The following is a 26,314-nucleotide window of genomic DNA, read 5'->3' as shown; positions in this document are numbered from 1 at the left end:
GGACACCGTGGTCATACCTTGGCCGGGGTCAGACCGAGCCGGTACAGCGCCAAGTCCAAGTCTTCACAGATCTTGCCTGTAGTGGTCGGCGAGCGCGGCTGGGTCAACAAGTGCTCGATGCCGTGCTCGCGGCAGATCGCATCAAAGAGCACCTCCACCGGTGGATGGTTGAACCGGCCGGTGAACACCTTGCCGTTGTCGGTCAGGATCTGTTCTGGTGAGCCGTAGGTCGCCAACGCACCGCGCAGTCCATCGCACACCGCGCGGGTGCGCTCGCGAGTCATCAGCCGGGCGCACACGCACATCCGGGAGTGGTCGTCGATCCCGGTCAAGGCCTTGGCGCTGGTCCCGTCGGCCAGCGGGAACCCACCGACGACATCCATCTGCCACAACTCCATCGGCGCGCCCCGCTCCCAGCGTTTCCACTTGCGGGCCCGCCGGTCGCGCAACCGCGGATCGATCAACCCCGACCGCACCAACGCCCGGTACACCGCCGACTCCGAGGGCACCGGTGACACCTTGCGTTTGGTCAGCTCGAACACCAACCGCCGCGGCCCCCAATACGGACGTGAGCGCCGCAACTCCAGCACCGCCGCTTCGACCTCGGCTGGCATCTGATGCGGACACGACACCGGCCGGTGTGACCGATCAACCAACCCGTCCAAACCCTCGGCCTCATACCGGGCCAACCAGGCATGCACTGTCTGGCGCGACACCCCCGCCTTCTCGGCCGCCTGCGTCACCGACAACCCATCACTGATCACTGCCAGCACCGTCTGATACCGCTGCTCAGCCACGCTCAACTCCCTCATTCAGGGAGTGTCAAGGATCAACCGAAGCAGGTGTAAAGCATCAGCCGAAACACTGTCAGGCATCACCCGACAGAGGAATGTCAGCCATCAACCGACGTAATACACCCGGCAAAGTGCCCCCGGCAGGATTCGAACCTGCGACACCGGCTTTAGGAGAGCCGTGCTCTATCCCCTGAGCTACGGGGGCGGCACCTACCGAGATAGGGACCCATAGGGACGACTCATGCTAAACGCCGCGCGCCGTATCGGTGGCATCGGGATTCTGATGTCGGTCACGGTGCCGCGTGCGCGGACGGCGATGTGTCACTGTGCGGCGCGGTGTCGGGCGAGCCGAGCTGGTCTGCGACGGCGACGACCAAGCCGCCGAGCATGAACGCGGTGATCGCCGCGGTCAGCGTCGGCGTACTCAGCGTCGGGATGAAGCGCCGAATTCCGGTGACGTCGGAGCCGGCGCCCCCGTGGTACTTGTGCGTCAGTGCGTGGCCTTTGCCTTTTTGCAGCAGGTACCGGTTTACCGGGTAGGCGGCGAAGAAGGCGACAGTCAGCGCGATCATCATCCCGATCCAAAAGATCGGGTTGACCAGGCCGGCATTCATCGCGCCCGGGATCACGGCCATGACCAGGTTGTCGACGATCTCCATCGTCGCGATCGACAGCGTGTCTGCAGCCAGGACCACGCTGAGCGCCGTGCCGATCGCGACACCCGCTTTCAGCAGTGGCAGCGTCGACAGGGTGTAGCCGAAGGCGAATGCCAGCGCGATGGCCAGTCCGATGGTCGCCAGGTTCGTCAAACCCAGAGCCGTGCCGATGATCAGGCCGACGATCTCCCCGATGGCGCAGCCGGTGAGGCAATGCAGGGTCGCGCTGACTGCCATGGCGTTGATGTCGCCGCCGTGGTGCGCATGATCCAGGTGGGAGCCGTGGTCGTGTCCGCCGTGGTGGTCGGCGGGATGGTGGTGGGAATCGCTGGCCATCGTTGTCGTTCCTCATCGTCGAAATCGAGCGGTATCGGAGTCGACTCCACGATACCCCTGGGGGGTATATCGCGCTAGGGGCGGGTTGATGGCGACAGGTCGATCGATTGGCAGCAACCCACCGGCCCGTGAGGCGGCCCACATATCAACCTGATTGACATAGGTGGTCGTGCGGCAGCAGGATGGACGCATGAGCACTTCCGGGGATGAGACCGATTTCCACAACGACGTCATCAGGCAGATTCGCGAAAACGGCGTGGTCGAGGGCTGGTTCGCCCAGTTCGACATGCTGATCCTGCATACCGTTGGCGCCAAGTCCGGCCAACCGCGGCAGAACCCGATGGCCTACCAGAAGTCGGACGGCGACGAGATCTACGTCTTCGCCTCCAACAACGGCAAGGACACGAGCTCGGCCTGGTACCACAATGCGCTGGCCCATCCCGAGCAGGTCGCGGTCGAGATCGGGCCCGACAAGTACCAGGTTCGGGTACGCGAGCTGCAGGGCGCCGAACGCGACCGCGTCTACGCGACGCAGGCCGGCCGCTTCGAGAATTTCGCCGAATATCAGCGCAAAACCACGCGGACGATTCCGGTTCTCGGACTCACTCGCATCGAGCAGTAACGCAACGCGCCCTCGGTGCGCGGTTACTGGCTTGAAGTGCAGTAATTCGGCAATATTTACGTGATTGCAGAATCGCTCTCTTGACTCGCGAATTGCACGGTCATTACCGGGCAAATGTCAAATCGCAGCAATCGTGGTAACGACGTTCTCTGGTTGTCTACACTTCCGTCCAAATGTGTGAATTTGACATGAGCGCGTGCGATCCCGTCGATGTGGCGCACCAGTTGGACGCGACCGGCGTCGCGCGGGTAGCAAACGCAGTGCAATGGGATTGGGTGCTTGAATCCCGGGCGGAAATCGACCGCTGGTTGGCCGAGTACGGCGAGAAAGACCATTTCGTCCTATCGCCGCAGGACGGGCACCTGGAATCGATTCACGCGTTCATGGCCAGCGATTCGGTTCGCGCATTTCTCGACAATGTCGTCCGCCAGCGGTTCCCGGACCGCGCCCATGAAATGGACGGTACGGCGGTGCGCATCGTTGCCGGGCCACACGCCGACGGCGATGCCTGGTGGTTCCACTACGACGCCAGCGTCGTGACGATGGTGGTCCCGTTGTTCATCCCCGAAGCAGAACCGGGTCGGTCGGGCGAGTTGGTGGGCTACTTCAACAAGCGGCCGTTCCGCCGTTCGGTGATGGTCAACATCTTCGAGAAGATCGTCCATCAGAGCGCGACGTTCCGGCAGCGGATCCTGGACAGTCTCGGCCGCAGCCACGGCCCGACCGTCGTCGACATGAATGTCGGTGACGTGTACCTGTTTTGGGGCTATCGGAGTCTGCATGCCAACATGCCGATCGCTTCCGGCCGGCGGCGCGTGACACTGCTCATTCACTACGGCCAGCCGCACGCGCCCAGCGGTGCGCTGGCCGCGGCCAAGCGCCTGCACTGGGCCTTGCGTGGCCGCACCGACGCCGCGGACCAGCCGGCGGCCGCAGGGGCGTACTGACCGGCGTGGTCCGGGGCGGGTGCCGCGCTCAGCGGCAGGTGTTGGCGCTGACCCAGCGGCCGTTCCAGCCGACGCAGCCCTGAACCGGTGGGGGCGGCGGTGGCGGCGGCATGTCCTCGGGCAGTGGCGCGTAGTAGGCCGGCGGCGGCGCGTACGGCGCGACAGCGCCGAAGTCGGTGCAGCCGCTGACCGTGATGCGCCGTCCGGCACCGAAGCAGACGTCGGCATTGGCGGTGCCCGCGGGGACGATCGCGATCAATCCGGGTACGGCAGCCGCGGCCAATGCGGCGGCGATCAGCCGGCGGCGGGGGCGTGGCGCGGACATCATTCGCCCAGCAGCGGCCGGTCGGGCTGCGCCAGGCCGCAGCGCTCACGGAAATCGGTCATGGGCTGACGGATCGCCCGAAGTTCGTTGTGCGCCTGCGGGTTTGCGTCGAAGAAGGTGCGCACCTCATTGGCGACCTCATCGCGCGGCTTGCCCTGCAGGCTGCCGTAGAAGTCGTTGACGTCCGGGTGCGTGAACAGGTAGGCGGAGGCGGCAGCAGCGACACCCGAAGCCACCCCGGCCAGATCCGCGGGAGTGCAGTTGGGGGCCGTCGGAGCGGCGATCGCCTGACCCGACATCGGCAGGGCGACGGCCATGACGGCCATGGCGGCTCCTGCGGCAGCTACGACCGCCCGCTGGGCGACCGATTTGGTGAAGACCATTGCCGTATTCCTTTCCACAGTCCCGGCTTCCGGGTCGATCGACCACCGGACACAGCCGGACTGTAGCAGGCGGATTGACCCCGCCGACATTTTCTGCGAGGGCGCAAATCCCGGGCTCGTTCTTGATCTTCTTCTCCGGCTTGTCGTGGACGATCCCTGTCTGACGGCTGTTACCTCGACGGCTGACTGGTCGCGGTGTCGGAGTCCGTCGGCGCTACCGCCGCAGGTTGCCGAAGCGCCGGACAACTGGGTCGTGTTGTGCGGTTTCGTGCTCTAGGCAGTTTGCGGAGATTGCTTGGCAAGCCCTCGGCGAGCTTGGCATGCTTGGTCCACTATGGGTGATCTCGGGGTGTTCGGCGCGTGGCTCATGCTGGCGTTGGTCGTCGGCGGGGCGGTCTGCGTGGCGGTCGGCTGTGTGTTCGTGACGCGACGCATCATCGCCCGGGATGCGCGCCCGGAACAGAACTCGTTCCTGTCCCCGTTCCTCACCGTCGTCGGCCTGGTCTACGGGGCGCTCCTGGGGTTCACGGTCGTCGTCGGGTGGCAGCAGTTCCTCAGTGCGGAGACGAATGTCGCCAACGAAGCATCGACGCTGACGACGCTGTATCGCCAGACCGTCGCCATGCCGCAACCCGAGCAGGCGCAGGTTCGCGAGCAGCTGCGCAAGTACGCCGCCGCGGTGCAGGGCTCCGCCTGGGGCATGGACGAATTCGCCGACATCAGCAACAACGGCCGCGCCGCGCTCAGCGAGCTGTATCGCGTTGTGGGAACGCATGGTTCGGGGCCGAGCGCGAGTCCGATCGATTCGCAGTTCCTGAGCGAGCTGACGGTGCTGGCCTCCGACCGCAGCGAGCGCATCCTCAATTCCCACCAGCGCATCCCGGCACTGTTGTGGTGCGCCCTGATCTTCGGTGGGGCGGTGTTGATCCTGCTGACGTGCTTCATGCGGCTGGAGAACGCCCGTGCGCACGCGGTACTCGTCGGCGCCGTCGCCATCCTGTTGTCACTGCTGCTGTACGTCATCTACACCCTCGACCATCCGTTCGGCCCCATAGGCGTTACCCCGCAGCCGTTTTCGCATGCGGTCAAGGTGTTCGACCTGGTCGACCGCGGCAGCTGAGCGTCGCTCCGCGGGCCGATCGGCGGCCCGATGGTCTATTATCTGCGTATGAATGCAGATAACCAGGTGCCGGCGCCGCTCGCCGACGACCAGGTGCGTCTGGTGGCCGAAGTGTTCCGGATGCTCGCCGACCCGACCCGCGTCCAACTGCTGTGGGCGTTGAGCGCATGCGAGCTGTCGGTCAATGAACTGGCCGAGCGCGTCGGCAAGCCCGCGCCGTCGGTGTCACAGCATTTGGCGAAGCTGCGGATGGCGCGATTGGTCCAGACGCGACGGGCCGGTACGACGATCTTCTACAGCCTCGAGAACGAGCACGTGCGGCAGTTGGTGGTCGACGCCGTGCACAACGCCGAACACGCGGGTCCCGGGGTGCCGGCACATCATCGTCAGGACCCCGGTGTGCGGAGGCTCGACGCCGACACAGCTGTGCGCAAGGGCGGCCGACGATGAGCGCGCACCACCACCATCACCACGGCCACGACCATGCGCACGACCACGACCACGGCCACTCCCACGGCGGCTGGGGCGCTGTCCGCGGGCTGTTCGCTCCCCACTCCCATGACGCGGCGGACAGCCTGGACAGCGCGCTCGAGTCGAGCGCCGCCGGCATCCGGGCGGTCAAGATCAGTCTGCTGGTGCTGGCCCTCACCACAGTCGTGCAGATCGCCATCGTGGCGGTGTCCGGGTCGGTGGCCCTGGCTGCCGACACGATTCACAACTTCTCCGATGCCCTGACCGCGGTGCCGTTGTGGATCGCATTTGCGTTGGGTGCCAAGGCCGCAACCCGCCGCTATACCTATGGCTTCGGCCGAGTCGAGGACCTGGCGGGATTGTTCGTGGTCGGCATGATCACGCTGTCGGCGGTCATTGCCGGCTATGAGGCGATACGGCGGTTGATCCATCCGCAGGTCATCGACCACGTGGGGTGGGTTGCGCTGGCCGGACTGGTCGGATTTCTCGGCAATGAGACGGTGGCGGTCTACCGCATCCGGGTGGGGCGGCAGATCGGGTCGGCAGCATTGGTCGCGGACGGCATCCACGCGCGCACCGACGGCTTCACGTCACTTGCCGTGGTGCTCGGCGCCGGTGGAGTGGCCCTCGGATATCCGCTCGCGGATCCGATCGTCGGGTTGATCATCACGGTGGCAATCCTGGTCGTGCTGCGCACGGCGGTGCGAGATGTGTTCCGCCGCTTGCTCGATGGTGTCGACCCGGCGCTCGTCGACACCGCCGAGCAGTCGCTGGCGGCCGAACCGGGGGTGCGGTCGGTGCACAGCGTGCGCACGCGGTGGCTGGGGCATCGCCTGCATGCCGACGTCGAACTCGACCTCGATCCCGAGCTGAGCCTGGCGCAGGCCCACCAGATCGCCCACGACGCCGAGCATCGTCTGGTGCACGCGGTGCCCAAGCTCACGACGGCGCTGATCCACGCATACCCCGCGCGCTAGACCCCGTCGATGGCGCCGAGTTGTTGCAACTGGGCGAAAGTGTCGACGACACCCCAGACTTCGGCGATCTGCCCCTCGGCAAACCGGATGATGAACATCTCTTCGTACACAACGGTTTTGCCGGTCGGCGCCAGTCCGCGGTACTCGCCGAGATGTGTCCCGGTCACCGTCTGGCGGGAGGCCAGCTTGTCATGGTCGACGACCATGTCGTCGACCATGACGTGAATGTCGGGGAAGGCGCGCAGGAGCAGCGTCCAGATGAGCTTCATGGTGTCCGGCCCGGAACCCGCCGCGAGCGGTGAGTGGACCACGGCGTCGGGGAGGAAGACGTCGTCGATCGTGCCCACGATGTCGTCGATGTCGCCGCTGTTGCAACTGCAGTGGAATCGTTCGAAGGTCGCGACATTGGTGCTTGTGGGTGTGGTGGACATGGACCCTCCTTGCGATGTGGCGCAACGCTTCACGAGACCACCCGGCGCTCAGCTCGCGTCGCCCGTGCGGTCCGCCAGCCCCAGTCGCAGGTGCTCGCTGTGATAGACGGCTTCGTCGAGCAGTTGCGCGACGTGGTTGTCGTACAGGCTGTAGACGATGCTGCGGCCGCTCCGGGTGCCGGTCACCAGCCCGAGATTGCGCAGCAGGCGGAGCTGGTGTGAGACGAGCGACTGCTCGAGTCCGATCGCGTCGGCGAGGTCGGTTACGGAGCGAGCGCCCTGGCGCAGTTCGGTGAGGATCATCAACCGGCTCGGAGTGGCGAGTGCCTGCAGAGTCGTGGCGACCTGAGCCGCGGCGTCAGAATCGAGCCGCCCGGTGGGGCGGTCACGCCCCTCGACACCATGTCCCACGGTTGTAGTGTACTCGGGCACACACATGAAGACATATTCATTTGTTCTGATAACGTTGGCCGCATGTGTTTGCGAGGTTCGCCATGGCGACGGTGACTCAGGACGCCCGGCCGGCGATGGCCGGTGCGGCGGTGGCTCCGGCGCGCCGCGGATGGTTCGACCTGTCTGAGATGCGCTGGGCAGCAGCCGCTTTGGCGTTGTTCCTCGCCGGTTTGGTGGTGCAGCTGGCCGGTGGCCCGGCATGGGTTTGGTGGGCTCTGTATCTCGCGTGCTACGTCACCGGCGGTTGGGAGCCGGCGCTGGCGGGGCTGCAGGCGCTGCGTGAGAAGACCCTCGACGTGGATCTGCTGATGGTCGTCGCCGCGATCGGTGCGGCCTCGATCGGCCAGGTCACCGACGGCGCGCTGTTGATCGTCATCTTCGCAACCTCCGGCGCGCTGGAAGCGCTCGCCACCGCGCGGACCGAGGACTCGGTGCGCGGCCTGCTGGACCTGGCGCCCGATACCGCGACCCGGTTGTCCGACGACGGCGAGCACGTCGTGCCGGCCACTGAGCTGGCGGTCGGCGACGTGGTGCTCGTGCGCCCGGGGGAGCGCATCTCCGCGGACGCCACGGTGCTCGACGGCGCCAGCGAGGTCGATCAGGCGACCATCACCGGTGAACCGCTGCCCGTCGACAAGGCCGTCGGCGACGAGGTCTTCGCCGGCACGCTGAACGGCACCGGGGCACTGCGGATTCGGGTCGACCGACGGGCCGCCGACTCGGTCGTGGCGCGCATCGCGGCGCTCGTGGAAGAGGCGTCCCAGACCAAGGCCCGCACGCAGCTGTTCATCGAGAAAGTCGAGCAGCGCTACTCGATCGGGATGGTTGTCGTCACCCTCGCGGTGTTCGTGATCCCGCTGCTCGCGGGCGACTCCGTGCGGGAGGCGCTACTGCGGGCGATGACGTTCATGATCGTCGCGTCCCCGTGCGCGGTGGTGCTGGCCACGATGCCGCCATTGTTGGCGGCGATCGCCAATGCCGGGCGCCACGGCGTGCTCGTCAAGTCGGCGGTGGTCATGGAACAGCTCGGCGCCGCCACCCGCGTGGCGTTCGACAAGACCGGAACGTTGACCAGGGGGACGCCGGAACTTGCGGAGATTCGGCTACTGACAGCTGATTTCACACAAAACCAGGTGCTGACGCTGGCCGCGGCCGCCGAACATCCCAGCGAGCACCCGCTGGGCGCGGCGATCGTCCGTGCGGCGAAGGCGCGTCGACTGGTCCTGCCGCGCGTTGCCGATTTCGCCGCCGAACCGGGCCGCGGCGTGCGGGCCACTGTGAACGGACACCCGATCACCGTGTCCTCACCGTCGATGGAAAGTGACGAGGCGGTGGCTCAGATGGAGCAGCGCGGTTGCACCGCGGTCGTCGTGGCGGTCGACGGTCGTGCGGTCGCAGTGTTCGGCATGACCGACGAACTTCGCCCCGACGCCCACGGCGCGGTCGCCGCCGTCGCCGCCCTGACGGGCCAGGCCCCGGTCCTGCTCACCGGTGACAATGCCGCGGCGGCAAGGCAACTGGCCGGTCAGGTGGGCATCGCCGAGGTGCGCGCCGGCCTGCTGCCGCACGACAAGGTGGCGGCCGTCCGGGACTTGCAGGCCGACGGCCACCGGCTCGTCATGGTCGGCGACGGCATCAACGACGCGCCCGCGCTGGCGGCGGCGCACCTGGGCGTTGCGATGGGCGGCGCTGGATCGGATCTCACCCTGCAGACCGCGGATGCCGTCGTCATCGGCGATGACCTGCGCACCATCCCTGCGGTGATGGCACTGTCGCGGCGCGCCCGCCGCGTGGTGATGGCCAACCTGGCGATTGCGGCGACTTTCATTGCCGTGCTGGTGGTCTGGGACCTCGTCGGCACCTTGCCCCTCCCGCTGGGGGTGGCGGGTCACGAAGGCTCGACGATCATCGTCGGGCTCAACGGACTACGGCTGCTCCGGCGCGGTGCCTGGCGCGCGGCTCAGTCCTCGTAGGGGACGAACTCGTCCTTGCTGACGCCGCACACGGGGCACACCCAGTTGTCGGGAATGTCCTCGAACGCGGTGCCGGGGGCGATCCCGCTGTCGGGGTCGCCGTCGGCGGGGTCGTAGATCATGCCGCAGCGCACGCAGATCCACAGCTGGGCGGTTTGGCTCTCGGTCATGGTGTGTCCGTTCGGAGAAGTGGTGTGGTCAGGGCTCGACGTGCGCCGGGGCGAGGCTGAAGCGGTTGGCCCGCCCGAAGGTGCCGAAGTCGTTGAAGCGGACACCGTTGTCGCGCAGCACTTTCTGGCAATCATGCTTGATCGCCTCGCGGAGGTAGAACGGGTCACGCACCAGGAAGTGGTGGATGGCATGGGTCTCGCCGAAGTTGAAGCACAGGGCGTGGAAGGGCTTGAGCCACTTGGCCGTCCACACCTGGGTCTGCTGCATCACGTTGTGCTCCTCGACATCGCCGTAGTAGTGCATGTTGGAACTGACGAAGTGCAGGCAGAACGTGCGCACCGCGTTCGGTGCCAGCAGCGTGACGGCAACGAAGTCAAGCACCGTCACCCAGCTGCCGGAAATGCTGCTGCCGGTGACGAGTTCGTAGACGTGCACGCCGATGAACAGGTGCCACAGCGTGTAGTGGATGGTGCCGAGCGGGAAGTACAGCGCGAGCGTCTTGGCGGCGAGCTGACGCGCTTCTTCGGGGGAGCGGGCCTCGTGCTTGATGTAGGCGGTGACGATGGCGCGCTGTCGGAGTGGCTTGGTGTAGATGCCGAGCATCGAGTCGAGCAGGCTGAGCAGCCGGTGGCTGCCCCAGCGTTCGCCGTTGGTGATGCCGCGCTCCTCGAGGTCGGAATCGGTGCCCGAGACCTCGTGGTGGTGCAGGTGCAGCGTCCGCCGGATCCAGGGGTTGATGGTGCTGGGCCGGAAGAACCACACCCCGAACATCATCGCGTTGTGCACCGGGCGGTTCTGCCGGAAGTACATCGAGTGGATGAGGTCGTGTTCCAGTTCGTGCAGCAATGACAGCCAGAACGCGGTGATCAGGATGGTTGCGTACCAGGGCAGGATGCCGGCCGCGTACAGCGCGGCGTCGACGAGAACGCCGGCGATGGACGCCAGGAATATCGCCATCCCGACGCCGTCCTGGTGTGCGGCGAGGAACGGATGGCGTTCCCGCCAGCCGTTGCCGATGCGGATGAGCTCGCCCCGGATCGCGGCGATCCGGTCGCGGTCCTCCTCGGCCAGGTTGCGCTCGCCGGGTAGGCGGGTTGCGATACGTGCCATGATTTCTCCATTCAAGTTAGAGAACGAATGTTCCGTAAGGTATGTTTGTCGATATGGCGAGGTCAATAGCTATAGTTGGTTTCGTGACAGGCAACACAGAGAACAAACGCTCTCTATCTGTCGAGGCGGACTCCGGCAATGGTCGGGATCGGCATGGGCGCCGGACGCAGCAGGAGCGCCGCGAGCACACCCGCCGCGCGTTGATGACGGCGGCGCTGGAACTGACCGGCAGCGGATCGAGCTTCGACGCGCTGAGCCTGCGGCAGCTCGCCAGTAAGGCGGGTGTCGCGCCGTCGGCGTTCTACCGCTACTTCCAGTCGCTCGACGACCTCGGTCTCGCCGTGATTCACGAGACCTTTCGGACGCTGCGCGAGATCATGGGCGAGATGGCCACTCTCGACATCGATTCGTCCGGCGGCGCCATCCACGTCGGGGTGCAGGCGCTTCGTGGCGTGGTCTCGCGGGACCATGCACACCTGGCGTTCCTGGCGCGCCAACGTGCGGCCGGTCATTCGGTGCTCCGGCGCGAGATTCGGTCGGAAATCCGTTTGTACGCCAGCCAATTGGCCACTTACATGGCCCGGTTCGAACCCATCCGGTCGTGGAGCGTCGGGGATGTCGAGATGCTGTCGAGCATGTTGATGGCCACCATCCTCGCCGGCATCGATTCGATGCTCGAGGTCATCGCGCGCGGGCTCGACGAAGAGACGACGGCGCGTGACCTGGATGCGGCGGCCACCATGCTCGAGCGCCAGATCCGGTATCTGAACGTCGGTGCCACCGCGTGGCGGAGCAACTGATCACTCGCGGCACCGAAACACTTTGACCACCAACAGGAGTGACATGACATTCTCACTACAACTCAGCGACGACGTCATCGAGGTGCGCGACTGGGTGCACCAGTTCGCCGCCGAAGTCGTCCGCCCTGCCGCCGCGGAATGGGATGAGCGGGAGCAGACGCCGTGGCCGATCATCCAGGAAGCGGCGAAGATCGGGCTGTACTCACCCGAACTGTTCGGCACGCAGGCCGCCGAACCGAGCGGCCTCGGCATGCTCACCGTGTTCGAGGAGCTGTTCTGGGGTGACGCCGGCATCGCGCTGTCCATCATGGGTACCGGTCTGGCCGCGGCGGCCTTGGCGGGCAACGGAACTCCCGAACAGATCGGGCAGTGGCTGCCGCAGATGTTCGGCTCGGCCGCGGACCCGAAGGTCGCGGCGTTCTGCTCATCCGAGCCCGACGCGGGCTCCGACGTCGGGTCCATCCGGACCCGGGCCCGCTACGACGAGGCCACCCGGGAATGGGTGCTCAATGGCACCAAGACGTGGGCCACCAACGGCGGCATCGCCAACGTGCACGTCGTGGTCGCGTCCGTCTACCCGGAGCTCGGGTCGCGCGGCCAGGCCAGCTTCGTGATCGGGCCGGACACCAAGGGGCTGTCGCAGGGGCAGAAGTTCAAGAAGCACGGCATCCGGGCGTCGCACACCGCCGAGGTGGTGCTCGACAACGTGCGGCTGCCTGAGGACGCGATCCTCGGCGGCCGGGAGAAGTTCGAGGCCCGGGTGGCGCGGGTGAAGTCGGGCGTGTCCGCGGGTGGCCAGGCCGCGATGAAGACGTTCGAGCGAACCCGCCCGACGGTCGGGGCGATGGCGGTCGGGGTGGCCCGGGCGGCGTACGAGTACGCCCTCGAATATGCCTGCCAGCGTGAGCAATTCGGTAAGAAGATCGGCGAATTCCAGGCCATTGCCTTCAAACTGGCGGACATGAAGGCCCGCATCGACGCCGCCCGGCTGCTGGTGTGGCGGGCCGGCTGGATGGCGCGCAACAATGTGCCGTTCGAGAACGCCGAGGGTTCGATGGCCAAGCTGGTGGCCAGCGAGACCGCCGTGTACGTGACCGACGAGGCGATTCAGATTCTCGGCGGCAACGGGTACACCCGCGACTATCCGGTCGAGCGGATGCACCGAGATGCCAAGATTTTCACGATCTTCGAGGGCACCAGTGAGATTCAGCGGTTGGTCATCTCACGGGCGGTGACGGGCCTGACGATCCGCTGAATCAAGACTCATCGATGCGGCCGGTACGCCGAGACCACCATCAGGGCAATCAGACGAGTTCCGGCACTCTCAGGTGAGCGATCGCCAGCTCGAACTCACAGATGTCGACCAGACTGCCGCCCAACTGGGCGAGCTTTTCGGTGCGCAGCGCACTGGCCTGTTCGCGGTTGTTGTCCAGCGCCGCGGCGCTGTCGAACGTCACGGACGAAACGGCGCGTCCGGACGGCTTGTCGAGCAGGAGGCTGGCACTGCAGAACCCCTCGAGTTTCTCCAACGGCGGCAGGACCAGCGTCCGGTAGAAGTCGGTGAGGAGGTCCGCCTGATGAGGCTCGACGGAGAACCAGGCAACGCGAAGGCAGGCACTCTCCGGTGAGCGGTGGTGGCGGTGCAGCGCCGCCACCTCCCACTCACTGATCTCCTTCCGGGTCCCGTTCAGCAGCTCCGCCGCACGTTCACCGAGGGGTCGGGCGGCGTGCGCCGTCAGGTGCATCACTGCCTCCGACTCCCAGGAGCTGGTGGCGATGCACCGGCCCAGGCGCCGGTCCACCAGCAGCGACATCCCCGCGGCCCCCAGCTCCTCCAAGGCCGGGAGCACGGTGTCGCGCATGTACGCAATACCGGCGTCGATCGACGCCGGCTCGGCCTGAAACGTGGTTGAGCGTGCGTACACCAGGCGCTCCTCGGTTGCGGCAGCGCCCCGTGGCGCTGCTGGTTCTCCCCACAGCGTCCCTTGTCGACCCCGGTGGTGTATGGACTTTGCCGGAATCCACAGGTTGCGTTAAGGAGCGACAACTGCGGCGCCGAACCAATGGCAAAGCAGCAGTGTGACTTCCACGTCTATGTGGTCTTCTTCGATCGGTCTGCCGAGCCGCGCGATGGCGAGCTGGCTGCGGTACTTCACCGAGTTGACGTGCAGGTGCAGCTCGCGGGCGCTGGAATTGAACCTCGGGTTGGTGCGCACGTACGCGCCGGGAGGGTCGGGGCACCGCTCATCGCTGTCGGGGTGAGGTGGGCGTGGCCATGGGCCTGGCAAACTCGCGCGAGGCCGCGTTCTCGGCGCGGTGGTTGGCCGAGGCGGTGTGCCCGGTGCTGCCGTGGGGTGGGCGGGGCGATGCGATTGGCGGAGTCCTGCGACGCCTGCCGGCTCCCGCGTCCCAGCGGCGCGCTATCTGGGAATGCGGGCGCGACCCGCGACTGACTGAATCGTCAATTTGTTACTGGCCGGTGGCGTAGGCCAGGGTGCGCGCACGTGCGGGCGCGGCGACGTGCGGCAATGCCACCGAGTGGACAGCGGCCGCGGCCGCGGTGCGGCGGGCGTTGAACCAGCGGATGCCGGCGGCGCCGACGACCAGCAGCAGCGGCCACAGGCCGATGGCGAAGAGGACGATGGCGTCGAAGATGAAAGCGGGCTCGAACATGGCTGTGCTCCTGGGTTGGTGAAATATGTTTGTTCCGTTGATATTTGGTGTTTTCTCAACGGGGAAGCTGATACCAGAACGGTACGGCGCGGGCATGCGGCGACCCAGGTACCGCCGAGACAATCTTTTGGCGATCTGGCCCGAATCGTTGTCCCTGAGGAACAAAGGGGCAGCAATTTTCCGCGGGTGACCCCATTCCGGCTCGCTGCGCCATCAAGGTCCTGGGCGCCGACTCGGACGATATGACCTCGAGAACTTCGAGCGTGAGCAGCGGGCCATGGGCCCGGGTATCAGGTCATCTCAACATCGTGCCGGTGCTGCACAGCGGCTGACGTTCACAGGGCGCTGAAACCGCGCACCACCACGCGGGTTGAGCGCTGTCACTGCAGACCAGCAACGGAGTCCTGGTGGTCAGGTGGTCCGGCCTTCCGGTCTATGCCGAGAACTGTCTGAACGACAGCATCGATACTGGGGATCTCCTCGAACCCGTCGGTCGCGGGATGTGTGGTGTCGCTCAGCGCCGTCGCGATGACGTCCCAGGTGTGGCCGGCGGCATGTGCCGCTTGGACAGCATCGCGCAGTTCACTCTGGGCCGCACGCAGCGCCTGATGAGCCGCGCTGATGCGCTCGATGTACGCGAGGTGCATTTCCTGCTTCTCTGCTGACATCTCTTCTGCTCCAAGCGTCCCTGAGGTGATCACCGATTCGGGCGCCGAAGCTGAGTTTGTGTGCCAAATCCAGCCCAGATCTGGCACACAAGCTCATGCTCGTCAGCTCAACCGGGAAGGCCGGGCCCTCCGGCAGTCACCTCACTGTCCTTTCCTTTACCACTTGTGCGATTCAGGGTAGCTTATCTATGGCAACTGACATAGATTTCTATATAGCACTGGTACATGATTCAATGCAAGTGGTGGAACAGGGAATCTCATGAACGATGCAGATCGCCGGCCGGTGCCGCCGAGCGCAGGACCCGCGGCCGCGGGCCCGGCATCCGATCATGCGGTGTACGGGATCACGGTCGCGGCGGAACTGTCCGGTGCGCCAACGCAATCACTGCGGCTGTGGGAGCGTCACGGGCTCCTCACTCCGGCGCGCACCGACGGCGGCACCCGCCGCTACAGCGCCGACGACGTGGCCCGGATCGGACGGATCGTCGACCTGGTCGCCTCGGGCGTCAACATCGCGGGAATCAGCAGGATCCTCGAATTGGAGGACGCCAACAGCGCGCTGCGCAGCGCCGCCGATCGGCGCAACCGCTCCAAGTGACGGGCGGCTGATCAGCTCGGTTGTCGTGCCCGGGTTTTCGCCGCGAGACCTCGGGTGGCGGGCCCCTCCAGGAGCCGCCCGTCCGGTGCGAACCGCGAGCCGTGCAGCGGACACTCCCAGGCCCGGTCGGCGTCGTTCCACCGCACCACGCCGCCCAGGTGCGGACAGATCGCCGACACGGTGTGTTGTTTCCCGTCGACCAGGCTGTCGGCGCGTAGCTGCCACGGGAGCCCGCTGACCACCCCGCCGCCTTCGCAGAGGCCATCCGGCGACGTGACGATCGGCGTGATCCAGCCTTTGGCCAGATTGAGTCCGACCTCGAGATTCGCGCGCAGGGCGGCGGTCATCCCGCGCAGCTCGTGCGGACTCCAACTGTCGAACGCGCGAGCCCACTCGATGTGGCCGCCGAGCATCTGCGCGGCCAGGACCAGCGCCGCCGCGACGCCGTTGGTCAGCCCCCACTTGTCGAAACCCGTTGCCACCCGGATCTTTTCGTAGCCCGGGAGTAGTGGTCCGACGTACGTCAACTCGTCGATGGGCGAATAGTCCTGGGCCGACCAGAAGTGCGTCGGGTGGGCACCCGGGTAGTGCAGTTCCGCCCACTTGGCGAGCTCGGCCACGTCGTGGGCGGGCGCGTGGGCGCGGCCCACCGGATGGCCGGCGCCACCGACGATGAGCTTCTCACCGCTCGCGGATGGCGCGTAACGCACCGACCGGGTGGGCGAATCGACCGAGATGAACATGCCGCCCGTCGCCTCGCGCGTGATGTCGAATGCCAAGCAATAGGAGCGTTTCGCCGTCAGCCGCGCGAAGAAGCCGCCGCGGTCCAGGATCGGCGTTCCGGTCGCCAGGATGCACCGGTGCGCCGTGACCGACATGTCGGAACCGTCGGCGGTGTCGACCGTCGGATGTGTGGCCTGCAATGCCACGCGCACCAAGCCGTCGTCGGCCACCGACAGCGCGCGGACACCCTGTAGCAGCGTGCCGCCGTGGCTCTCGAGTTCCACCGCCAGACTGTTCAGCAGGGGCATCGGGTCGAGCTGCGCCTGTTCGGGTAGCCGCACGCCGCCATGGAAGGGGAACGGCACATCGGCGGAGTCGACCCACTGCGCTTGCGTCAATCCCGCTTCCTGGCAGGCGCTGAACGTGTCGCGCGCGGTGGCGACGCCGGAGAACGTCTGGGCGTAGGCGTGGTCGGCTTCGGCCTGCCACGGGATCGCGTGGTTCTCGCAATGCCGCACCAGCCAGTCACGCCCCTCGGCGTTGCCGCGGACATAGTCGCGCAGCACATCCGCGTTGTGCTTGGCGGCGATGCGCGCCAGCTTGCTGCCCTGCAAGACGCTCAATTTGCCGGTGGTGTTGCCGGTCGTGCCGGCACCCACATGCCGTGCCTCGACAACCGTGACGTTCTTACCCGCCCGGGCCAGGAGCACGGCAGTGGTCAGCCCGGTGATGCCGGCGCCGATCACGACCACGTCGGCGGGAGACGCCATGTCGGTCGACTCCGGCGCCGGCGACGAGGACGGCGACATCTCACGGTCGGCCAACCACAACGAGGTCAGGTGGCAACCTTCGGGAGGTCCGGTCACCGCCATGCTTAGCCGGCCATGAATTCGGCGTAGGCGGAGGCCATTTCGGGTGACAGCACCGTCACGTTGCACCGCTGCTGAGTGTCACCGATCGGCGCCAGAATTCCGCGCAGGTCCTGGTACTGCTGGGGGTGGGCCGTGAAGTAGGCCCGGAGATTGGCCGACGCCACCGGCCGCGGCTGCGAATACGACGCCACCACAACCTGATTGGCATCCGGATGCGCTGTCAGGTAGTTGCTCGCCGCGCCGGTGGCCGAACTGACGGTGTTCGCAACAGATTCCGGGCTGCAGTCGGTTTCTGCGACGGCCGTCGCGGGGGTGACCAGGCTCAGACACACCGGTACGGCGGCCAGTACCGGGATCAGGCCCGCGAGTCGAGTTGAAAGCGTCATGACATGTCCTCCTCGGTGTTTCGTTGCCGACTGGAACGCAGATCGGCCGTTACGGCTGGACGGCATCCGCCAGGCGTCGGTCGTCATATACCCGCGGTGGCGAATCTGAACCCATCGGCTTTTGCTGTCTCTCATCCACAGTGCGTGTTTCAAAGCGGCCGAGCGGGTATTCAGCCACCGTCAGTTGGATCCGATCGCGACGCCCCGCCGGAGTGGCTCAGACATCGCCGTCGCTCTCTCCGGTCCACAGATCCGGGCGCCCGGTCGCTCCGTACTGGCACCGCCGGGACGGTTCAGCCGCAAACAGGACCGTCCCGGCCACCATGTGTGGGGACGACGCCGGTCCGGTCAGCCGCGCGGCAGCGTCGCGTGGGGGCGGAACGGCCGGGTCGGGGGTTCGTCGGGCCGCGCCGCGCGCATGCGGGTCGTGGGTTGCTCGGCGATAAACTGTTGGGGCGGACCGAGTTTCGTCGGCCGCCGCTCCGGCCGGGCCGACTCCCGTTCGGTCAGCAGACCACGGGCGATGCGCTCGAGCGCGCTCTGGACATGGATGCGCTCGGGCACGCCCTGGAATTCGTCTGACTGCGTGAGGGTTTCGGTGATCCAACTCGTGATCACGTTGCGGGCCGCACCCACCTCGGCGGAACCGGCCGGCGTCAGCGAGTATTCGGTTCCGGAGTGCGTCGCGAATCCGGTGGCCACCAGGCGATCGAAGGTCGGTTCGAGGACCTGACGTGGCACCCGTCGATCGTCTGCGATGTCGAGCAGATCCGCGGCCCCGGTCACTGAGGCATAGCGGTAGATCAGCATCAGTGCCCACAGTTGCGCCGTCCCCAGGCGGCTGTTCGTGGTGCGGGCCACGGCTTCGAGATCGATGCCGTTGCTGCGCTGCAACAACCGGCCGACGGCGACTTCGATGAGTTTCTCCGGCGACTCGGTGGTCGGCATGCCGAAGCCCTCGCCCATGTCGGTGCTGCCACTGGCGGCAGCGTCACGCAGCGGCACCTGTTTGAGGAACAGCGCCAGGACGAAGCCGACGATCGCGACGGGCGCCGCCAACAGGAACACCTGGCTCAGGGAATCGGCGTAGGCGTTGATGATCGGGGCGGCGGTGTCGTGCGGAAGGCTGTGCAGCACTTTCGGGGACGTCGCCGCGTCGGGTGGCGCGCCGCTCGATCGCATGGCCGACGGGACCCTGTCGCCGAGGAAGTTCGCAAACATCGAGCCGAAAATCGCGGCACCAAAGGAACTTCCGATGGTGCGGAAGAACGTCACACCGGAGGTGGCGACACCCAGGTCGGCGAAGTCGACGGTGTTCTGCACCACGAGAATCAGCACCTGCATGCTGAGCCCGATACCGGTGCCGAGGATCAGCAGGAACAGTGACTGGGTCAGCGTCGAGGTGTCGGCGTCCATCCGTGACAGCAGCACGAACCCCAGCGCCATGATGGCCGTACCGGCGATCGGGAAGATCCGGTATTGCCCTGTGCGGCCCACGATCGCGCCGCTGCCCAGCGAGGTGACGAGCAGACCGGCCACCATGGGCAAGGTCCGCAGCCCGGACGCGGTTGCCGAAACACCGTCGATGAACTGCATGTAGGTCGGCAGGAACGTCAGCGCACCCAGCATCGCAAACCCGACGACGAACGACAGCACACAGCACACCGTGAAGACCGGGTTCGCGAACAGACGGATCGGCAGAATCGGTTCGGGCGCACGGCGTTCCACCATGACGAAGCCTGCGATGGCCACGGCCGAGGCGACGAACAATCCGATGATCGTCGCCGAGCCCCAGGCATACGTGGTGCCGCCCCAGCTGGTCGCCAGCGTCAGGCCGGCAGCGCCGAGGCCGACCAGCACGATGCCCGCGTAGTCGACGACGGGTCGCCCGGCGCGCGCCAGTTCGGGTATGGCAACTGCCGCGATCCCGATGACCACCACCGCCACCGGCACGTTGATCCAGAACGCCCACCGCCACCCCAGATGGTCGGTGAACAGCCCGCCGAGCAACGGGCCGACGACGGTCGTGACACCGAACACCGCGCCCAAAGCGCCTTGGTACTTGCCTCTTTCGCGCAGCGGGATGACCTCACCGATCACCGCGACGGCCGTCACGGTGATGGCGCCACCACCCAGGCCCTGCAGTGCCCGCGACGCGACGAGCATCCCCATCGATCCCGAGAGCCCACACAGGACCGAGCCGGCCAGGAACAGCAGGATCGCGACCTGGAACACCTTCTTGCGGCCGAAGATGTCACCGAGCTTGCCGACCACCGCGGTCACGATCGTCGAGGCGAGCAGGTAACTGGTGACGACCCAGGACTGATGGCCGGCGCCGCCGAGGTCGGCGACGACGGTCGGCAGGGCTGTCGCCACGATGGTCTGGTCGAGCGCGGCCAGCAGCATCCCGAGGACGACGGCCAGGAAGACGAAGTTGCGCTGGCGGATACCGGGAGCTGCGTCCGGCACCTCAGCGGGGTTCTGTGTGGTCATGGCTGTCATGAGCCGGCTGACCTCAGGTCTGGGCCGGACTGCTCGCCAATGCCTCGGTGATGGCCTCGCAGAACGCCGGTAGATCGGAGGGCGAACGGCTGGTGATGAGATTGCCGTCGATACACACTGCTTCATCGACGACGGTGGCCCCGGCGTTACGCAGATCGGTGCGCACACTCGGGTAGCTGGTCACCTTGCGGTCGCGCACGACATCGGCCTCGACGAGGGTCCACGGGCCGTGACAGATGGCGGCGACGGGCTTGCCGGAGCGCACGAAGTCACCGACGAACGCCACCGCGGTCTCGTCGACCCGCAACTTGTCGGGGTTCACCGTGCCGCCCGGCAGGATCAGCGCGTCGAATGCGTCGACGCGCACCTCACCGACGGTGCGGTCCACCGCGATGCTGCCCGCCGGTTCGAGGTCGTGATTGCGGGCCTGGATTTCGCCGGCCTTGATCGACAACACCTCGACGGCGCCGCCGGCCTCCTCCACCGCGGCGCGCGGTTCCTCGAGCTCGACTCTCTCGACCCCGTCGGCGGCCAGGATGGCGATCCGGCGGCCTTGCAGTTCCTTGAGCACCTGGGTGGGCTACCCGTGTCGGCTACTCCGGAAACACGCGCGTCGCCGGTGGGGGACTGTCGACAATTGCCGGCAACACGAAGGTCCGGAGGTAGTTCCGCGCCACCGTCGGATCGCTGCTGCCGGGCACCACGTCCAGCAGCAGGCTCAGTGCCGTCGAGATGAGGAACTGCGCAAGGTCATGCGGATGCAGGCCGGGCCGGAACTGGCCCGTCGTGCTGTTGGCGAGCATGCCTTCGACCATCGACTGGACCGTCCTGGTCAGCGAGCCGTCGTTGGCGATGAGCGTGGCGACGGCGCCGTCGGGCGTCTGGTCGGCGATGGTTTGCAGCAGTGGATCGTGCACCAGCTGCGTCGCGACGATGACGAGGCTGTCGATCAGCAGATCGACCGGCGTGGCGTCGGCGGCCACCTGCTGCAGCATCGTCAGCATGTGCCGTTGGGTGGTGCGTTGCACCAACGCTGCGATCAGTTCTTTCCGGGTGGCGAACTGGCGGTAGATCGCGCTGCGCGAGTAGCCGGCTTCGGCGGCGATGACCTCCATGGTGAAGGTCCCGCTGCCACCGTCGATGAAGAACTGCTCCGCGGCGTCGAGCAGTACCTGCCGGGCCTGCTCGGTGTTGTTGCCGCCACCGACCGGACGCCCGCGGGGCCTGCGCTGCGGTGCTGACACTCGACTGTCCTGTCGGGGATTGGGAGCGATGGGGATCACCAGTATGCCGCAGGCAAGTGGGGCGCCCCGAGCGCTAATGGAACATCTGAACCAATTTGTTCATTTTCCTCCCACGCGCCGCGCTGCGGGCTAGCGTGCGGTTGATGACGGGGTGGTCGAGAGCGGTTTGGGTGATGCTGGCCGCGGGGTGTCTGGCGCTGTGGCTGCCGATGGCGCCGGTGTGGGCCGACGATGCATCCGGTGCCGCGCACAGCGTGGGGGACGCGTCGCACCCCACCGCTTCGCAGCCGACGACGTCACCGGCAGGGACGGCGTCACAGGCTGGGGCGGCGCCGGCCGGGAAGTCGAAGCCCGCGACTGATCCGCATGCGCGCAAGTCCGCCGACCATTCCTCGCGGACCAAGAAGGCCAAAGACGCCACCAAACCCGACAAGGGCGCGCCCGACAAGGCCTCGGTGACGCGACCCACCGCGCCGGAGAAAGCGGTCCGGGCGCAGGCGGCTCGACCCAAGCCGACACTGCCGGCGGTGAAGCTTCCGAACGCGTTGCTGGCCAAGCGGTCTCAGGTTCCAGCCGTCTCCGCTGCGCAACCGGTTTCAGCGACGGCATCGCAGCCGAGTGCCGTGGTCAAGACGGCGGCAGCCGCAGCCACGACCACCAGCGCCACGACCACGAGCGCCGTGACCACCGGTGCCACGACCACCGACACCCCGACCGCGGCGGTGAAAACCGCACGGCCCAGCCTGATCAACGTCATCGGGTCGTTCGTGTTCAACGTGATCGGCAGCGCCATGCTCGCGTTCGCCGGCCCGCCGGTGCTGCCGCGGGGCAGCACAGTCACGGTCAAGGTGTCCAGCCTGGCCATGCCGGGCACCGGGCAGAAGGTCCAGGCGAACTGGTATTTCCCGGAGCACGCGGATTCGGCGACCCGGGTGATCTATTTCCAGCACGGCTTCATGGCCGTCGCCCCGATGTACAGCTACACGCTGGCCGCACTGGCGCAGGGCACCAACAGCATCGTGGTGGCTCCGACGTTGTCCTCCAACGCGTTTGATTCCAAGGCGCGGTGGCTCGGCGGTTCGGCAGACCAGCAGGCGGTGGCCGACCTGTTCGCCGGTGATCGCGCGTCACTGACCGAAAGTGCCGGCGCCGCAGCCGGACACGAGGTGACGCTACCCACGAAGTTCATCCTGGTCGGCCATTCGCTCGGCGGCGCGCTGGTGAGTTCGGCCGCCGGCCGCATGGTGGACAACGGTGCGGTCGCGAATCTGGAGGGGGTGGTGTTGATGGATTCGGTCGATCTGAACGGTGTGGTGCCCGCCGCGCTGCAGAAGCTGAGCGGCGCCAATTACCGCCCGATTTACGACATTTCGTCCGAGCCGTATGTATGGAACATCGACGGTCTGGTCGGGCGGGAGCTCGAAGCGGCTCGGCCCGGGCAGTTCAACGGGGTCATGCTGGTCGGGGGCCGGCACATCGATGCGCTGCAGGGCGCGAACCCCGTGCTGCAATTCGCCGAGTACGTCGTGGCCGGCTTCTCGCGGTCACCGAATATCGAGGCCGAGAAGACGCTCGCCATCGGCTGGATCAACGACATGTTCGCCGGTACCCAGACCGGAATCTATGGCGCGCCAGGGCAGACCATCACGATCGACACCAAAGCCGGACCGGCCACCGCGGTGGCGTTGCCGTTCGCGTCCACTCGGCCCGTGCAGGCCACGCCGTGGGACGGCCTCGCGCAGCTGATCCTCAACACCGTGCTGCAGTTCGCCGTCTACGAGCCCATGGCGCAGCCGAGCCCTGCGCGCGCCGTCAGCGCAGTTCTGCGATGACCTTCGCGAAGGCCTCCGAATGCTGTTGCTGGACAATGAAGTAGCTCACCCCGTAGCGATCCCGCAGGTCGCGGATCCGGTCGGCCATGTCGGTGGTGCTGCCGCTGAGGGCGCCCGGTGTCGTCAACAACTCGGCGTCGCTGAGGTCGGGCTGGAAGCGCCGGGTCATGGACAGGTTCGGTATCCCGGACCCGTCGGTCGGCACCGCGGTGATGGCCAGGTTCAGCTCCAGCTCATCGAACCGGTCGCCGGCGGCGTTGCGCACGAACGAGATTCGCTCAGCGAGCGGGTCGTGGTCGGCGGATGGCGGGCCGCCGCCGGTCAGCCCGATTATCTGTGCCTGCTGGGCGGCGACCGTCAGCAGCTTGTCGCCGGCACCGGCGATCATCACCGGCACCTCGGGCAGGTGGGTGCGCAGATACGAGGTGACGTGCGCGGTGTACTCCACCCGTTTCCCGGCACTGGGGAACGGCAGTTCGGCGGCATCGAACTCTTCCTTGACGTACCCGGCACCGAGGCCCGTCTCGAAACGTCCCTCGGTCAGGTCGCGCATGGCCGCGATGTCGCGGGCCAGCAGCGCGGGCTTGTAGAAGCACGCGTTGAACACGAAGGTGCCCAGGTGCAGCGTGCTGCTCGCCGCGGCGGCGGTCGCCAGCACCGGAAACGGCGCCGGAGCGCCCAGATGGTCGGGCACCAGGAGGACGTCGTAGCCGAGGTCCTCACCGCGGCGCGCCGCCTCCTGGACCGCTGACCGGCTGTCGGTGTGCCGCAGGCCGACGCCGAAACGGAAATCTCTCGTCATGGGTTCGACCTTACGGACGCGCGGGGCGTGCACGCCGGTGCAAACTGCAGGTGTGCGCCCCAGACTGACACTGACCGCGGTCTGCGTGGTGGTGTTCATGCTGCTGCTCGACATGACGATCGTCGCCGCGGCATTGGCCGACATGCAGGCTGCCCTGCACGCGCCGCTGTCCGGATTGCAGTGGGTCGTCGACGCGTACGCCCTGCCGATGGCCGGATTGCTGCTCACGGCGGCGACGGTGGGGGACCGGCTGGGACGGCGGCGGTTGTACCTCGGTGGCCTCGTGGTGTTCATGTTCGCGTCGGCCGGGTGCGCGCTCGCCCGCAACATCGATGCGCTCAACGGGCTGCGGGCAGTGCAGGGCGCGGCCGGCGCGGTGCTGCTCGGGGTGTCGTTGCCGATGCTCGCGGCCGCGTTCCCCGATGCGCGGCAGCGGGCGGGCGCCATCGCGGCGTACGGAGCGGCGATGGGGGCGGGCGGTGCCGTCGGGCCGCTGCTGGGCGGTGCGCTCGTCACCGCGTACGGGTGGCCGTCGATCTTTCTGATCAACCTGCCGGTCGGCGTGGTCGCGCTGTACATCGTCATCTTCGCTGTCCCCGAAAGCGTCGTCCCGCGGTCCCGTCCGGTCGACATCTGGGGCACGGTGGTGCTGACAGCGGCGCTGTTCGCGGGCGTGTACGTGCTGATCGAGGGCAACCACTTCGGCTGGGGCAGCCCGATCATGTTGGGACTGAGTGCTTTCTGTGTCGTCGCGCTGGCCGCCTTCGGGCTGCGCGAGTCCCGCCTGGCCGAGCCGATGCTCGACGTGCGGCTGCTCGCCGGTCCCGGTTTCGCGGGTGTCTCCCTGGCCGCGTTCGCCGCGACCGGGACGCTGATCGCGTCGACGAACTACCTGGCGCTGTACTTCATGAACACGTTGGGGTTCAGTCCCTTTGGGGCCGGGTTGCGCTCGCTGCCGCTGACGCTGGCCATCGTCCTGGGTGCCCCGATGGCGATGGTCGCGGCGCGGCGGATACCGGTGGCCGCCACCATCCCGGCCGGCGTCGCATTGATTGCCGCGGGTATGTGGATGATGACCGCAGTAAACGCGAACACGACGTGGACGCACTTCGTCTCGGGGTCGGTCGTGGCCGGGCTGGGACTCGGCGGGCTGTCCGCGTTGACGTCGGACGCGGCGCTGCGCTTCGTGCCGGTCGCCGACGCCGGGATGGCGACGGGGACGGTCAGCACGGCGCGGCAGGTCGGGATTCTGGCCGGCGTGGCCGGGCTCGGAGCCTTGTTCAGCCGACACGCGGGCGACCTTGCCACGTCTCGGCTTTCCGCAGTACCGGGACTCGGCGCCGAAGCGCGCCGGCAGCTCAGTGACGGGTTGGCGGCCGGCGCCGGGTTGCGGGCGCTCGAGGCCGTGCCCGACAGGCTGCGCCCCGCGCTCGCGACGCTCGCACGGGAAGCCAATGCCGCCGGCCTGCAGTCCGCGTTGACCGCTGCCGCGCTCGCCGCCACCACGGCCACGCTGTTCGTGGCGCTGCTCATCCGGACTGGCACCCGGCAAACAATCCGTGCAGAGTCTGTGGATTAGCCGAAGTTGCTACGGCCGCGCCGCAATGCGGATAGTTTCGAATCTTATGTTCGGCGCTGCTGTTCTCATCCCAGCGACCGATTCCGGCCGCTACAGCATCGTCATCTCCGACGACCCCGATGAGATCGAAGCGGCGCAGCGCCTGCGGTACCAGACGTTCGCCGAAGAGCTGGGGGCCGCACTGCCACAAGCGATTCGCGGACCGCGCACCGGCGAGATGATCGACATCGACCGCTTCGACGCCTACAGCGATCACCTGCTGGCCCGGGACGAACAGACCGGGGCGATCGTCGGCTGCTATCGGCTACTGCCCCCGGACGGCGCGCGGGCGGCCGGCGGCATCTTCACCGACACCAACTTCGAGCTCGGTGCCGGCATCGACGCGTTGCGGCCGTCGCTGGTCGAGTTGGGCCGGGCCAGCGTGCATCCCGACCATCGCAGTGGCGCGGTCATGGCGATGCTGTGGGCCGGCATCCTGCGCTACCAGGAACTCACCGGCTACCAGTGGGCGATCGGCAGCCTCTCGGTGCGCATGGCGGACGGCGGTTCGCGTGGTGCGCTGGTGCGCGGCGTTCTCGACCGGGCGTACCGGCAGCATCCGGCGCCGCCGGAGTTTCGCGTGACACCACGAAACCCGGTGCAGGTCAACGGAATACCCCTCGCCGAGCTGCCCGATCCCGGTCTGGTGCGGATTCCGCCGATGGTGGCCGGCAGCCTGCGGATCGGCGGTGTGATCTGTGGGGAACCGTCGTACGACCCGGAATTCGACATGGCCGACTTCGTGGTGCTCATCAATCGGGACATGGTGCACCAGCTCTATCTGGCCCGGCTCACCCGCAACCATGTCCAGACCTGAGAACCCCGAC

The 26,314-nt window shown here is 67.1% G+C and carries 29 protein-coding genes, 1 tRNA gene and 1 pseudogene; 12 read left to right on the top strand and 19 right to left on the bottom strand.

The features are described from left to right. Window positions 1-68 precede the first annotated feature (68 nt). The 3 genes and pseudogenes from ACJH6I_RS24935 to ACJH6I_RS24925 all read right to left on the bottom strand — a co-directional run. A pseudogene (locus tag ACJH6I_RS24935) lies at window positions 69-812 on the bottom strand (IS481 family transposase); the annotation flags it as partial. A gap of 114 nt (window positions 813-926) precedes the next feature. After that, window positions 927-999, bottom strand: a tRNA-Arg gene (locus ACJH6I_RS24930). Between the two features lie 85 nt (window positions 1,000-1,084). Then, window positions 1,085-1,786 carry a DUF4396 domain-containing protein gene (locus tag ACJH6I_RS24925; RefSeq protein ID WP_406784721.1) on the bottom strand — a complete coding sequence of 234 codons (702 nt, stop codon included), beginning with the start codon at window positions 1,784-1,786 and terminating at the stop codon, window positions 1,085-1,087. Window positions 1,787-1,976: 190 nt separating this feature from the next. On the opposite strand from ACJH6I_RS24925, the gene ACJH6I_RS24920 reads away from it, so the two are divergent. Both ACJH6I_RS24920 and ACJH6I_RS24915 read left to right on the top strand, forming a co-directional pair. After that, the gene (locus tag ACJH6I_RS24920; protein WP_406784720.1) at window positions 1,977-2,408 is read left to right on the top strand and encodes a nitroreductase family deazaflavin-dependent oxidoreductase; all 432 of its coding nucleotides are present in this window, start codon (window positions 1,977-1,979) and stop codon (window positions 2,406-2,408) included. Between the two features lie 173 nt (window positions 2,409-2,581). After that, window positions 2,582-3,355 carry a hypothetical protein gene (locus ACJH6I_RS24915; protein WP_318987135.1) on the top strand — a complete coding sequence of 258 codons (774 nt, stop codon included), beginning with the start codon at window positions 2,582-2,584 and terminating at the stop codon, window positions 3,353-3,355. 28 nt (window positions 3,356-3,383) lie between these two features. Here the strand turns inward: ACJH6I_RS24915 and ACJH6I_RS24910 are convergent, their stop codons facing one another. Next, complete coding sequence (locus ACJH6I_RS24910) at window positions 3,384-3,680, bottom strand: hypothetical protein (RefSeq protein ID WP_371824513.1); 297 nt, start codon at window positions 3,678-3,680, stop codon at window positions 3,384-3,386. Continuing rightward, window positions 3,680-4,063 carry a heme-binding protein gene (locus ACJH6I_RS24905; protein ID WP_212813083.1) on the bottom strand — a complete coding sequence of 128 codons (384 nt, stop codon included), beginning with the start codon at window positions 4,061-4,063 and terminating at the stop codon, window positions 3,680-3,682. The genes ACJH6I_RS24910 and ACJH6I_RS24905 overlap by 1 nt, the downstream gene beginning before the upstream one ends. A gap of 334 nt (window positions 4,064-4,397) precedes the next feature. Here ACJH6I_RS24905 and ACJH6I_RS24900 point away from each other — a divergent pair, with 334 nt between their 5' ends. Genes ACJH6I_RS24900 through ACJH6I_RS24890 form a run of 3 tightly spaced genes read left to right on the top strand, consistent with a single transcriptional unit; the run spans window position 4,398 to window position 6,631 of the window. Then, window positions 4,398-5,183 (top strand): DUF4239 domain-containing protein, encoded by a 786-nt coding sequence (locus ACJH6I_RS24900; RefSeq protein WP_406784719.1) that lies wholly within the window; start codon window positions 4,398-4,400, stop codon window positions 5,181-5,183. Window positions 5,184-5,231: 48 nt separating this feature from the next. Then, the gene (locus tag ACJH6I_RS24895; protein ID WP_020098965.1) at window positions 5,232-5,633 is read left to right on the top strand and encodes a metalloregulator ArsR/SmtB family transcription factor; all 402 of its coding nucleotides are present in this window, start codon (window positions 5,232-5,234) and stop codon (window positions 5,631-5,633) included. Next, window positions 5,630-6,631, top strand: a complete 1,002-nt coding sequence (locus ACJH6I_RS24890; RefSeq protein ID WP_406784718.1) for a cation diffusion facilitator family transporter — start codon at window positions 5,630-5,632, stop codon at window positions 6,629-6,631. Before ACJH6I_RS24895 ends, ACJH6I_RS24890 begins: the two co-directional genes overlap by 4 nt. Here the strand turns inward: ACJH6I_RS24890 and ACJH6I_RS24885 are convergent. Both ACJH6I_RS24885 and ACJH6I_RS24880 read right to left on the bottom strand, forming a co-directional pair. Then, window positions 6,628-7,062, bottom strand: a complete 435-nt coding sequence (locus ACJH6I_RS24885) for an ester cyclase (RefSeq protein ID WP_406784717.1) — start codon at window positions 7,060-7,062, stop codon at window positions 6,628-6,630. The genes ACJH6I_RS24890 and ACJH6I_RS24885 overlap by 4 nt on opposite strands. 48 nt (window positions 7,063-7,110) lie before the next feature. Next, a complete protein-coding gene (locus ACJH6I_RS24880) occupies window positions 7,111-7,473 on the bottom strand; it encodes an ArsR/SmtB family transcription factor (protein WP_406784716.1) in 363 nt (120 codons plus the stop codon). Between the two features lie 83 nt (window positions 7,474-7,556). On the opposite strand from ACJH6I_RS24880, the gene ACJH6I_RS24875 reads away from it, so the two are divergent. Beyond that, window positions 7,557-9,488: a heavy metal translocating P-type ATPase gene (locus ACJH6I_RS24875; protein ID WP_406784715.1), complete on the top strand. Its 1,932-nt coding sequence runs from the start codon at window positions 7,557-7,559 to the stop codon at window positions 9,486-9,488. Here the strand turns inward: ACJH6I_RS24875 and rd are convergent. Beyond that, complete coding sequence (gene rd / locus ACJH6I_RS24870) at window positions 9,476-9,658, bottom strand: rubredoxin (RefSeq protein ID WP_406775489.1); 183 nt, start codon at window positions 9,656-9,658, stop codon at window positions 9,476-9,478. The genes ACJH6I_RS24875 and rd overlap by 13 nt on opposite strands. 28 nt (window positions 9,659-9,686) lie before the next feature. Beyond that, window positions 9,687-10,769, bottom strand: a complete 1,083-nt coding sequence (locus ACJH6I_RS24865) for a fatty acid desaturase (protein WP_406775488.1) — start codon at window positions 10,767-10,769, stop codon at window positions 9,687-9,689. 83 nt (window positions 10,770-10,852) lie between these two features. Between ACJH6I_RS24865 and ACJH6I_RS24860 the strand changes: the two genes are divergently transcribed. Together ACJH6I_RS24860 and ACJH6I_RS24855 are read left to right on the top strand one after the other, a co-directional pair. Next, entirely contained in the window at window positions 10,853-11,569 is a 717-nt protein-coding gene (locus tag ACJH6I_RS24860; RefSeq protein ID WP_212813057.1) for a TetR family transcriptional regulator, read from the top strand. 43 nt (window positions 11,570-11,612) lie between these two features. Further along, window positions 11,613-12,824, top strand: coding sequence for an acyl-CoA dehydrogenase family protein (locus ACJH6I_RS24855; RefSeq protein ID WP_212813055.1), 1,212 nt, complete (start codon window positions 11,613-11,615; stop codon window positions 12,822-12,824). Between the two features lie 49 nt (window positions 12,825-12,873). Here the strand turns inward: ACJH6I_RS24855 and ACJH6I_RS24850 are convergent, their stop codons facing one another. The 4 genes from ACJH6I_RS24850 to ACJH6I_RS24835 all read right to left on the bottom strand — a co-directional run bounded on the left by ACJH6I_RS24850 (window position 12,874) and on the right by ACJH6I_RS24835 (window position 14,910). Then, complete coding sequence (locus ACJH6I_RS24850; protein ID WP_212813053.1) at window positions 12,874-13,494, bottom strand: hypothetical protein; 621 nt, start codon at window positions 13,492-13,494, stop codon at window positions 12,874-12,876. 108 nt (window positions 13,495-13,602) lie between these two features. Next, entirely contained in the window at window positions 13,603-13,785 is a 183-nt protein-coding gene (locus tag ACJH6I_RS24845; RefSeq protein WP_212813051.1) for a hypothetical protein, read from the bottom strand. A gap of 253 nt (window positions 13,786-14,038) precedes the next feature. After that, a complete protein-coding gene (locus ACJH6I_RS24840; RefSeq protein ID WP_212813049.1) occupies window positions 14,039-14,242 on the bottom strand; it encodes a hypothetical protein in 204 nt (67 codons plus the stop codon). Window positions 14,243-14,622: 380 nt separating this feature from the next. Further along, window positions 14,623-14,910, bottom strand: a complete 288-nt coding sequence (locus ACJH6I_RS24835) for a hypothetical protein (protein ID WP_406775487.1) — start codon at window positions 14,908-14,910, stop codon at window positions 14,623-14,625. 259 nt (window positions 14,911-15,169) lie between these two features. On the opposite strand from ACJH6I_RS24835, the gene ACJH6I_RS24830 reads away from it, so the two are divergent. Further along, window positions 15,170-15,508 carry a MerR family transcriptional regulator gene (locus ACJH6I_RS24830; RefSeq protein WP_406775486.1) on the top strand — a complete coding sequence of 113 codons (339 nt, stop codon included), beginning with the start codon at window positions 15,170-15,172 and terminating at the stop codon, window positions 15,506-15,508. 11 nt (window positions 15,509-15,519) lie between these two features. On the opposite strand, the gene ACJH6I_RS24825 is transcribed toward ACJH6I_RS24830, so the two are convergent. The 5 genes from ACJH6I_RS24825 to ACJH6I_RS24805 all read right to left on the bottom strand — a co-directional run bounded on the left by ACJH6I_RS24825 (window position 15,520) and on the right by ACJH6I_RS24805 (window position 21,235). Beyond that, window positions 15,520-17,103, bottom strand: coding sequence for an FAD-dependent oxidoreductase (locus tag ACJH6I_RS24825; RefSeq protein WP_406775485.1), 1,584 nt, complete (start codon window positions 17,101-17,103; stop codon window positions 15,520-15,522). A gap of 2 nt (window positions 17,104-17,105) precedes the next feature. After that, window positions 17,106-17,489, bottom strand: coding sequence for a heme-binding protein (locus tag ACJH6I_RS24820; protein WP_212813041.1), 384 nt, complete (start codon window positions 17,487-17,489; stop codon window positions 17,106-17,108). Between the two features lie 348 nt (window positions 17,490-17,837). Next, window positions 17,838-19,982, bottom strand: coding sequence for an MDR family MFS transporter (locus ACJH6I_RS24815; RefSeq protein ID WP_346416116.1), 2,145 nt, complete (start codon window positions 19,980-19,982; stop codon window positions 17,838-17,840). 22 nt (window positions 19,983-20,004) lie between these two features. After that, entirely contained in the window at window positions 20,005-20,562 is a 558-nt protein-coding gene (locus ACJH6I_RS24810) for a type 1 glutamine amidotransferase domain-containing protein (RefSeq protein WP_406775484.1), read from the bottom strand. Between the two features lie 22 nt (window positions 20,563-20,584). Further along, window positions 20,585-21,235, bottom strand: coding sequence for a TetR/AcrR family transcriptional regulator (locus ACJH6I_RS24805; RefSeq protein WP_267324732.1), 651 nt, complete (start codon window positions 21,233-21,235; stop codon window positions 20,585-20,587). Window positions 21,236-21,378: 143 nt separating this feature from the next. On the opposite strand from ACJH6I_RS24805, the gene ACJH6I_RS24800 reads away from it, so the two are divergent. Then, complete coding sequence (locus ACJH6I_RS24800; RefSeq protein ID WP_406784714.1) at window positions 21,379-23,067, top strand: alpha/beta hydrolase; 1,689 nt, start codon at window positions 21,379-21,381, stop codon at window positions 23,065-23,067. Here the strand turns inward: ACJH6I_RS24800 and ACJH6I_RS24795 are convergent. Next, entirely contained in the window at window positions 23,048-23,869 is an 822-nt protein-coding gene (locus tag ACJH6I_RS24795; protein ID WP_406784713.1) for a TIGR03621 family F420-dependent LLM class oxidoreductase, read from the bottom strand. The genes ACJH6I_RS24800 and ACJH6I_RS24795 overlap by 20 nt on opposite strands. 64 nt (window positions 23,870-23,933) lie before the next feature. On the opposite strand from ACJH6I_RS24795, the gene ACJH6I_RS24790 reads away from it, so the two are divergent. Both ACJH6I_RS24790 and ACJH6I_RS24785 read left to right on the top strand, forming a co-directional pair. Next, window positions 23,934-25,448 (top strand): MFS transporter, encoded by a 1,515-nt coding sequence (locus tag ACJH6I_RS24790; RefSeq protein ID WP_406784723.1) that lies wholly within the window; start codon window positions 23,934-23,936, stop codon window positions 25,446-25,448. A gap of 46 nt (window positions 25,449-25,494) precedes the next feature. Beyond that, a complete protein-coding gene (locus ACJH6I_RS24785; RefSeq protein ID WP_406784712.1) occupies window positions 25,495-26,304 on the top strand; it encodes a GNAT family N-acetyltransferase in 810 nt (269 codons plus the stop codon). The last annotated feature ends 10 nt before the right edge of the window (window positions 26,305-26,314 follow it).

Origin of the sequence: Mycobacterium sp. SMC-13, from assembly GCF_045311035.1 — a bacterium.
Taxonomy (GTDB): Bacteria; Actinomycetota; Actinomycetes; order Mycobacteriales; family Mycobacteriaceae; genus Mycobacterium.
Note: the sequence above shows the minus strand (reverse complement) of the source record. Positions and strands in the feature narration are given on the sequence as shown.

Coding starts and splice junctions, on each gene's coding strand:
- ACJH6I_RS24820 (WP_212813041.1), bottom strand. CDS start 17,489: ATGACGCTTTCAACTCGACTCGCGGGCCTGATCCCGGTACTGGCCGCC.
- ACJH6I_RS24895 (WP_020098965.1), top strand. CDS start 5,232: ATGAATGCAGATAACCAGGTGCCGGCGCCGCTCGCCGACGACCAGGTG.
- ACJH6I_RS24900 (WP_406784719.1), top strand. CDS start 4,398: ATGGGTGATCTCGGGGTGTTCGGCGCGTGGCTCATGCTGGCGTTGGTC.
- ACJH6I_RS24830 (WP_406775486.1), top strand. CDS start 15,170: ATGAACGATGCAGATCGCCGGCCGGTGCCGCCGAGCGCAGGACCCGCG.
- ACJH6I_RS24885 (WP_406784717.1), bottom strand. CDS start 7,062: ATGTCCACCACACCCACAAGCACCAATGTCGCGACCTTCGAACGATTC.
- ACJH6I_RS24875 (WP_406784715.1), top strand. CDS start 7,557: ATGGCGACGGTGACTCAGGACGCCCGGCCGGCGATGGCCGGTGCGGCG.
- ACJH6I_RS24915 (WP_318987135.1), top strand. CDS start 2,582: ATGTGTGAATTTGACATGAGCGCGTGCGATCCCGTCGATGTGGCGCAC.
- ACJH6I_RS24785 (WP_406784712.1), top strand. CDS start 25,495: ATGTTCGGCGCTGCTGTTCTCATCCCAGCGACCGATTCCGGCCGCTAC.
- ACJH6I_RS24815 (WP_346416116.1), bottom strand. CDS start 19,982: ATGACCACACAGAACCCCGCTGAGGTGCCGGACGCAGCTCCCGGTATC.
- ACJH6I_RS24890 (WP_406784718.1), top strand. CDS start 5,630: ATGAGCGCGCACCACCACCATCACCACGGCCACGACCATGCGCACGAC.
- ACJH6I_RS24835 (WP_406775487.1), bottom strand. CDS start 14,910: ATGTCAGCAGAGAAGCAGGAAATGCACCTCGCGTACATCGAGCGCATC.
- ACJH6I_RS24825 (WP_406775485.1), bottom strand. CDS start 17,103: ATGGCGGTGACCGGACCTCCCGAAGGTTGCCACCTGACCTCGTTGTGG.
- ACJH6I_RS24910 (WP_371824513.1), bottom strand. CDS start 3,680: ATGTCCGCGCCACGCCCCCGCCGCCGGCTGATCGCCGCCGCATTGGCC.
- ACJH6I_RS24865 (WP_406775488.1), bottom strand. CDS start 10,769: ATGGCACGTATCGCAACCCGCCTACCCGGCGAGCGCAACCTGGCCGAG.
- ACJH6I_RS24925 (WP_406784721.1), bottom strand. CDS start 1,786: ATGGCCAGCGATTCCCACCACCATCCCGCCGACCACCACGGCGGACAC.
- ACJH6I_RS24840 (WP_212813049.1), bottom strand. CDS start 14,242: ATGTTCGAGCCCGCTTTCATCTTCGACGCCATCGTCCTCTTCGCCATC.
- ACJH6I_RS24795 (WP_406784713.1), bottom strand. CDS start 23,869: ATGACGAGAGATTTCCGTTTCGGCGTCGGCCTGCGGCACACCGACAGC.
- ACJH6I_RS24905 (WP_212813083.1), bottom strand. CDS start 4,063: ATGGTCTTCACCAAATCGGTCGCCCAGCGGGCGGTCGTAGCTGCCGCA.
- rd (WP_406775489.1), bottom strand. CDS start 9,658: ATGACCGAGAGCCAAACCGCCCAGCTGTGGATCTGCGTGCGCTGCGGC.
- ACJH6I_RS24855 (WP_212813055.1), top strand. CDS start 11,613: ATGACATTCTCACTACAACTCAGCGACGACGTCATCGAGGTGCGCGAC.
- ACJH6I_RS24800 (WP_406784714.1), top strand. CDS start 21,379: ATGACGGGGTGGTCGAGAGCGGTTTGGGTGATGCTGGCCGCGGGGTGT.
- ACJH6I_RS24920 (WP_406784720.1), top strand. CDS start 1,977: ATGAGCACTTCCGGGGATGAGACCGATTTCCACAACGACGTCATCAGG.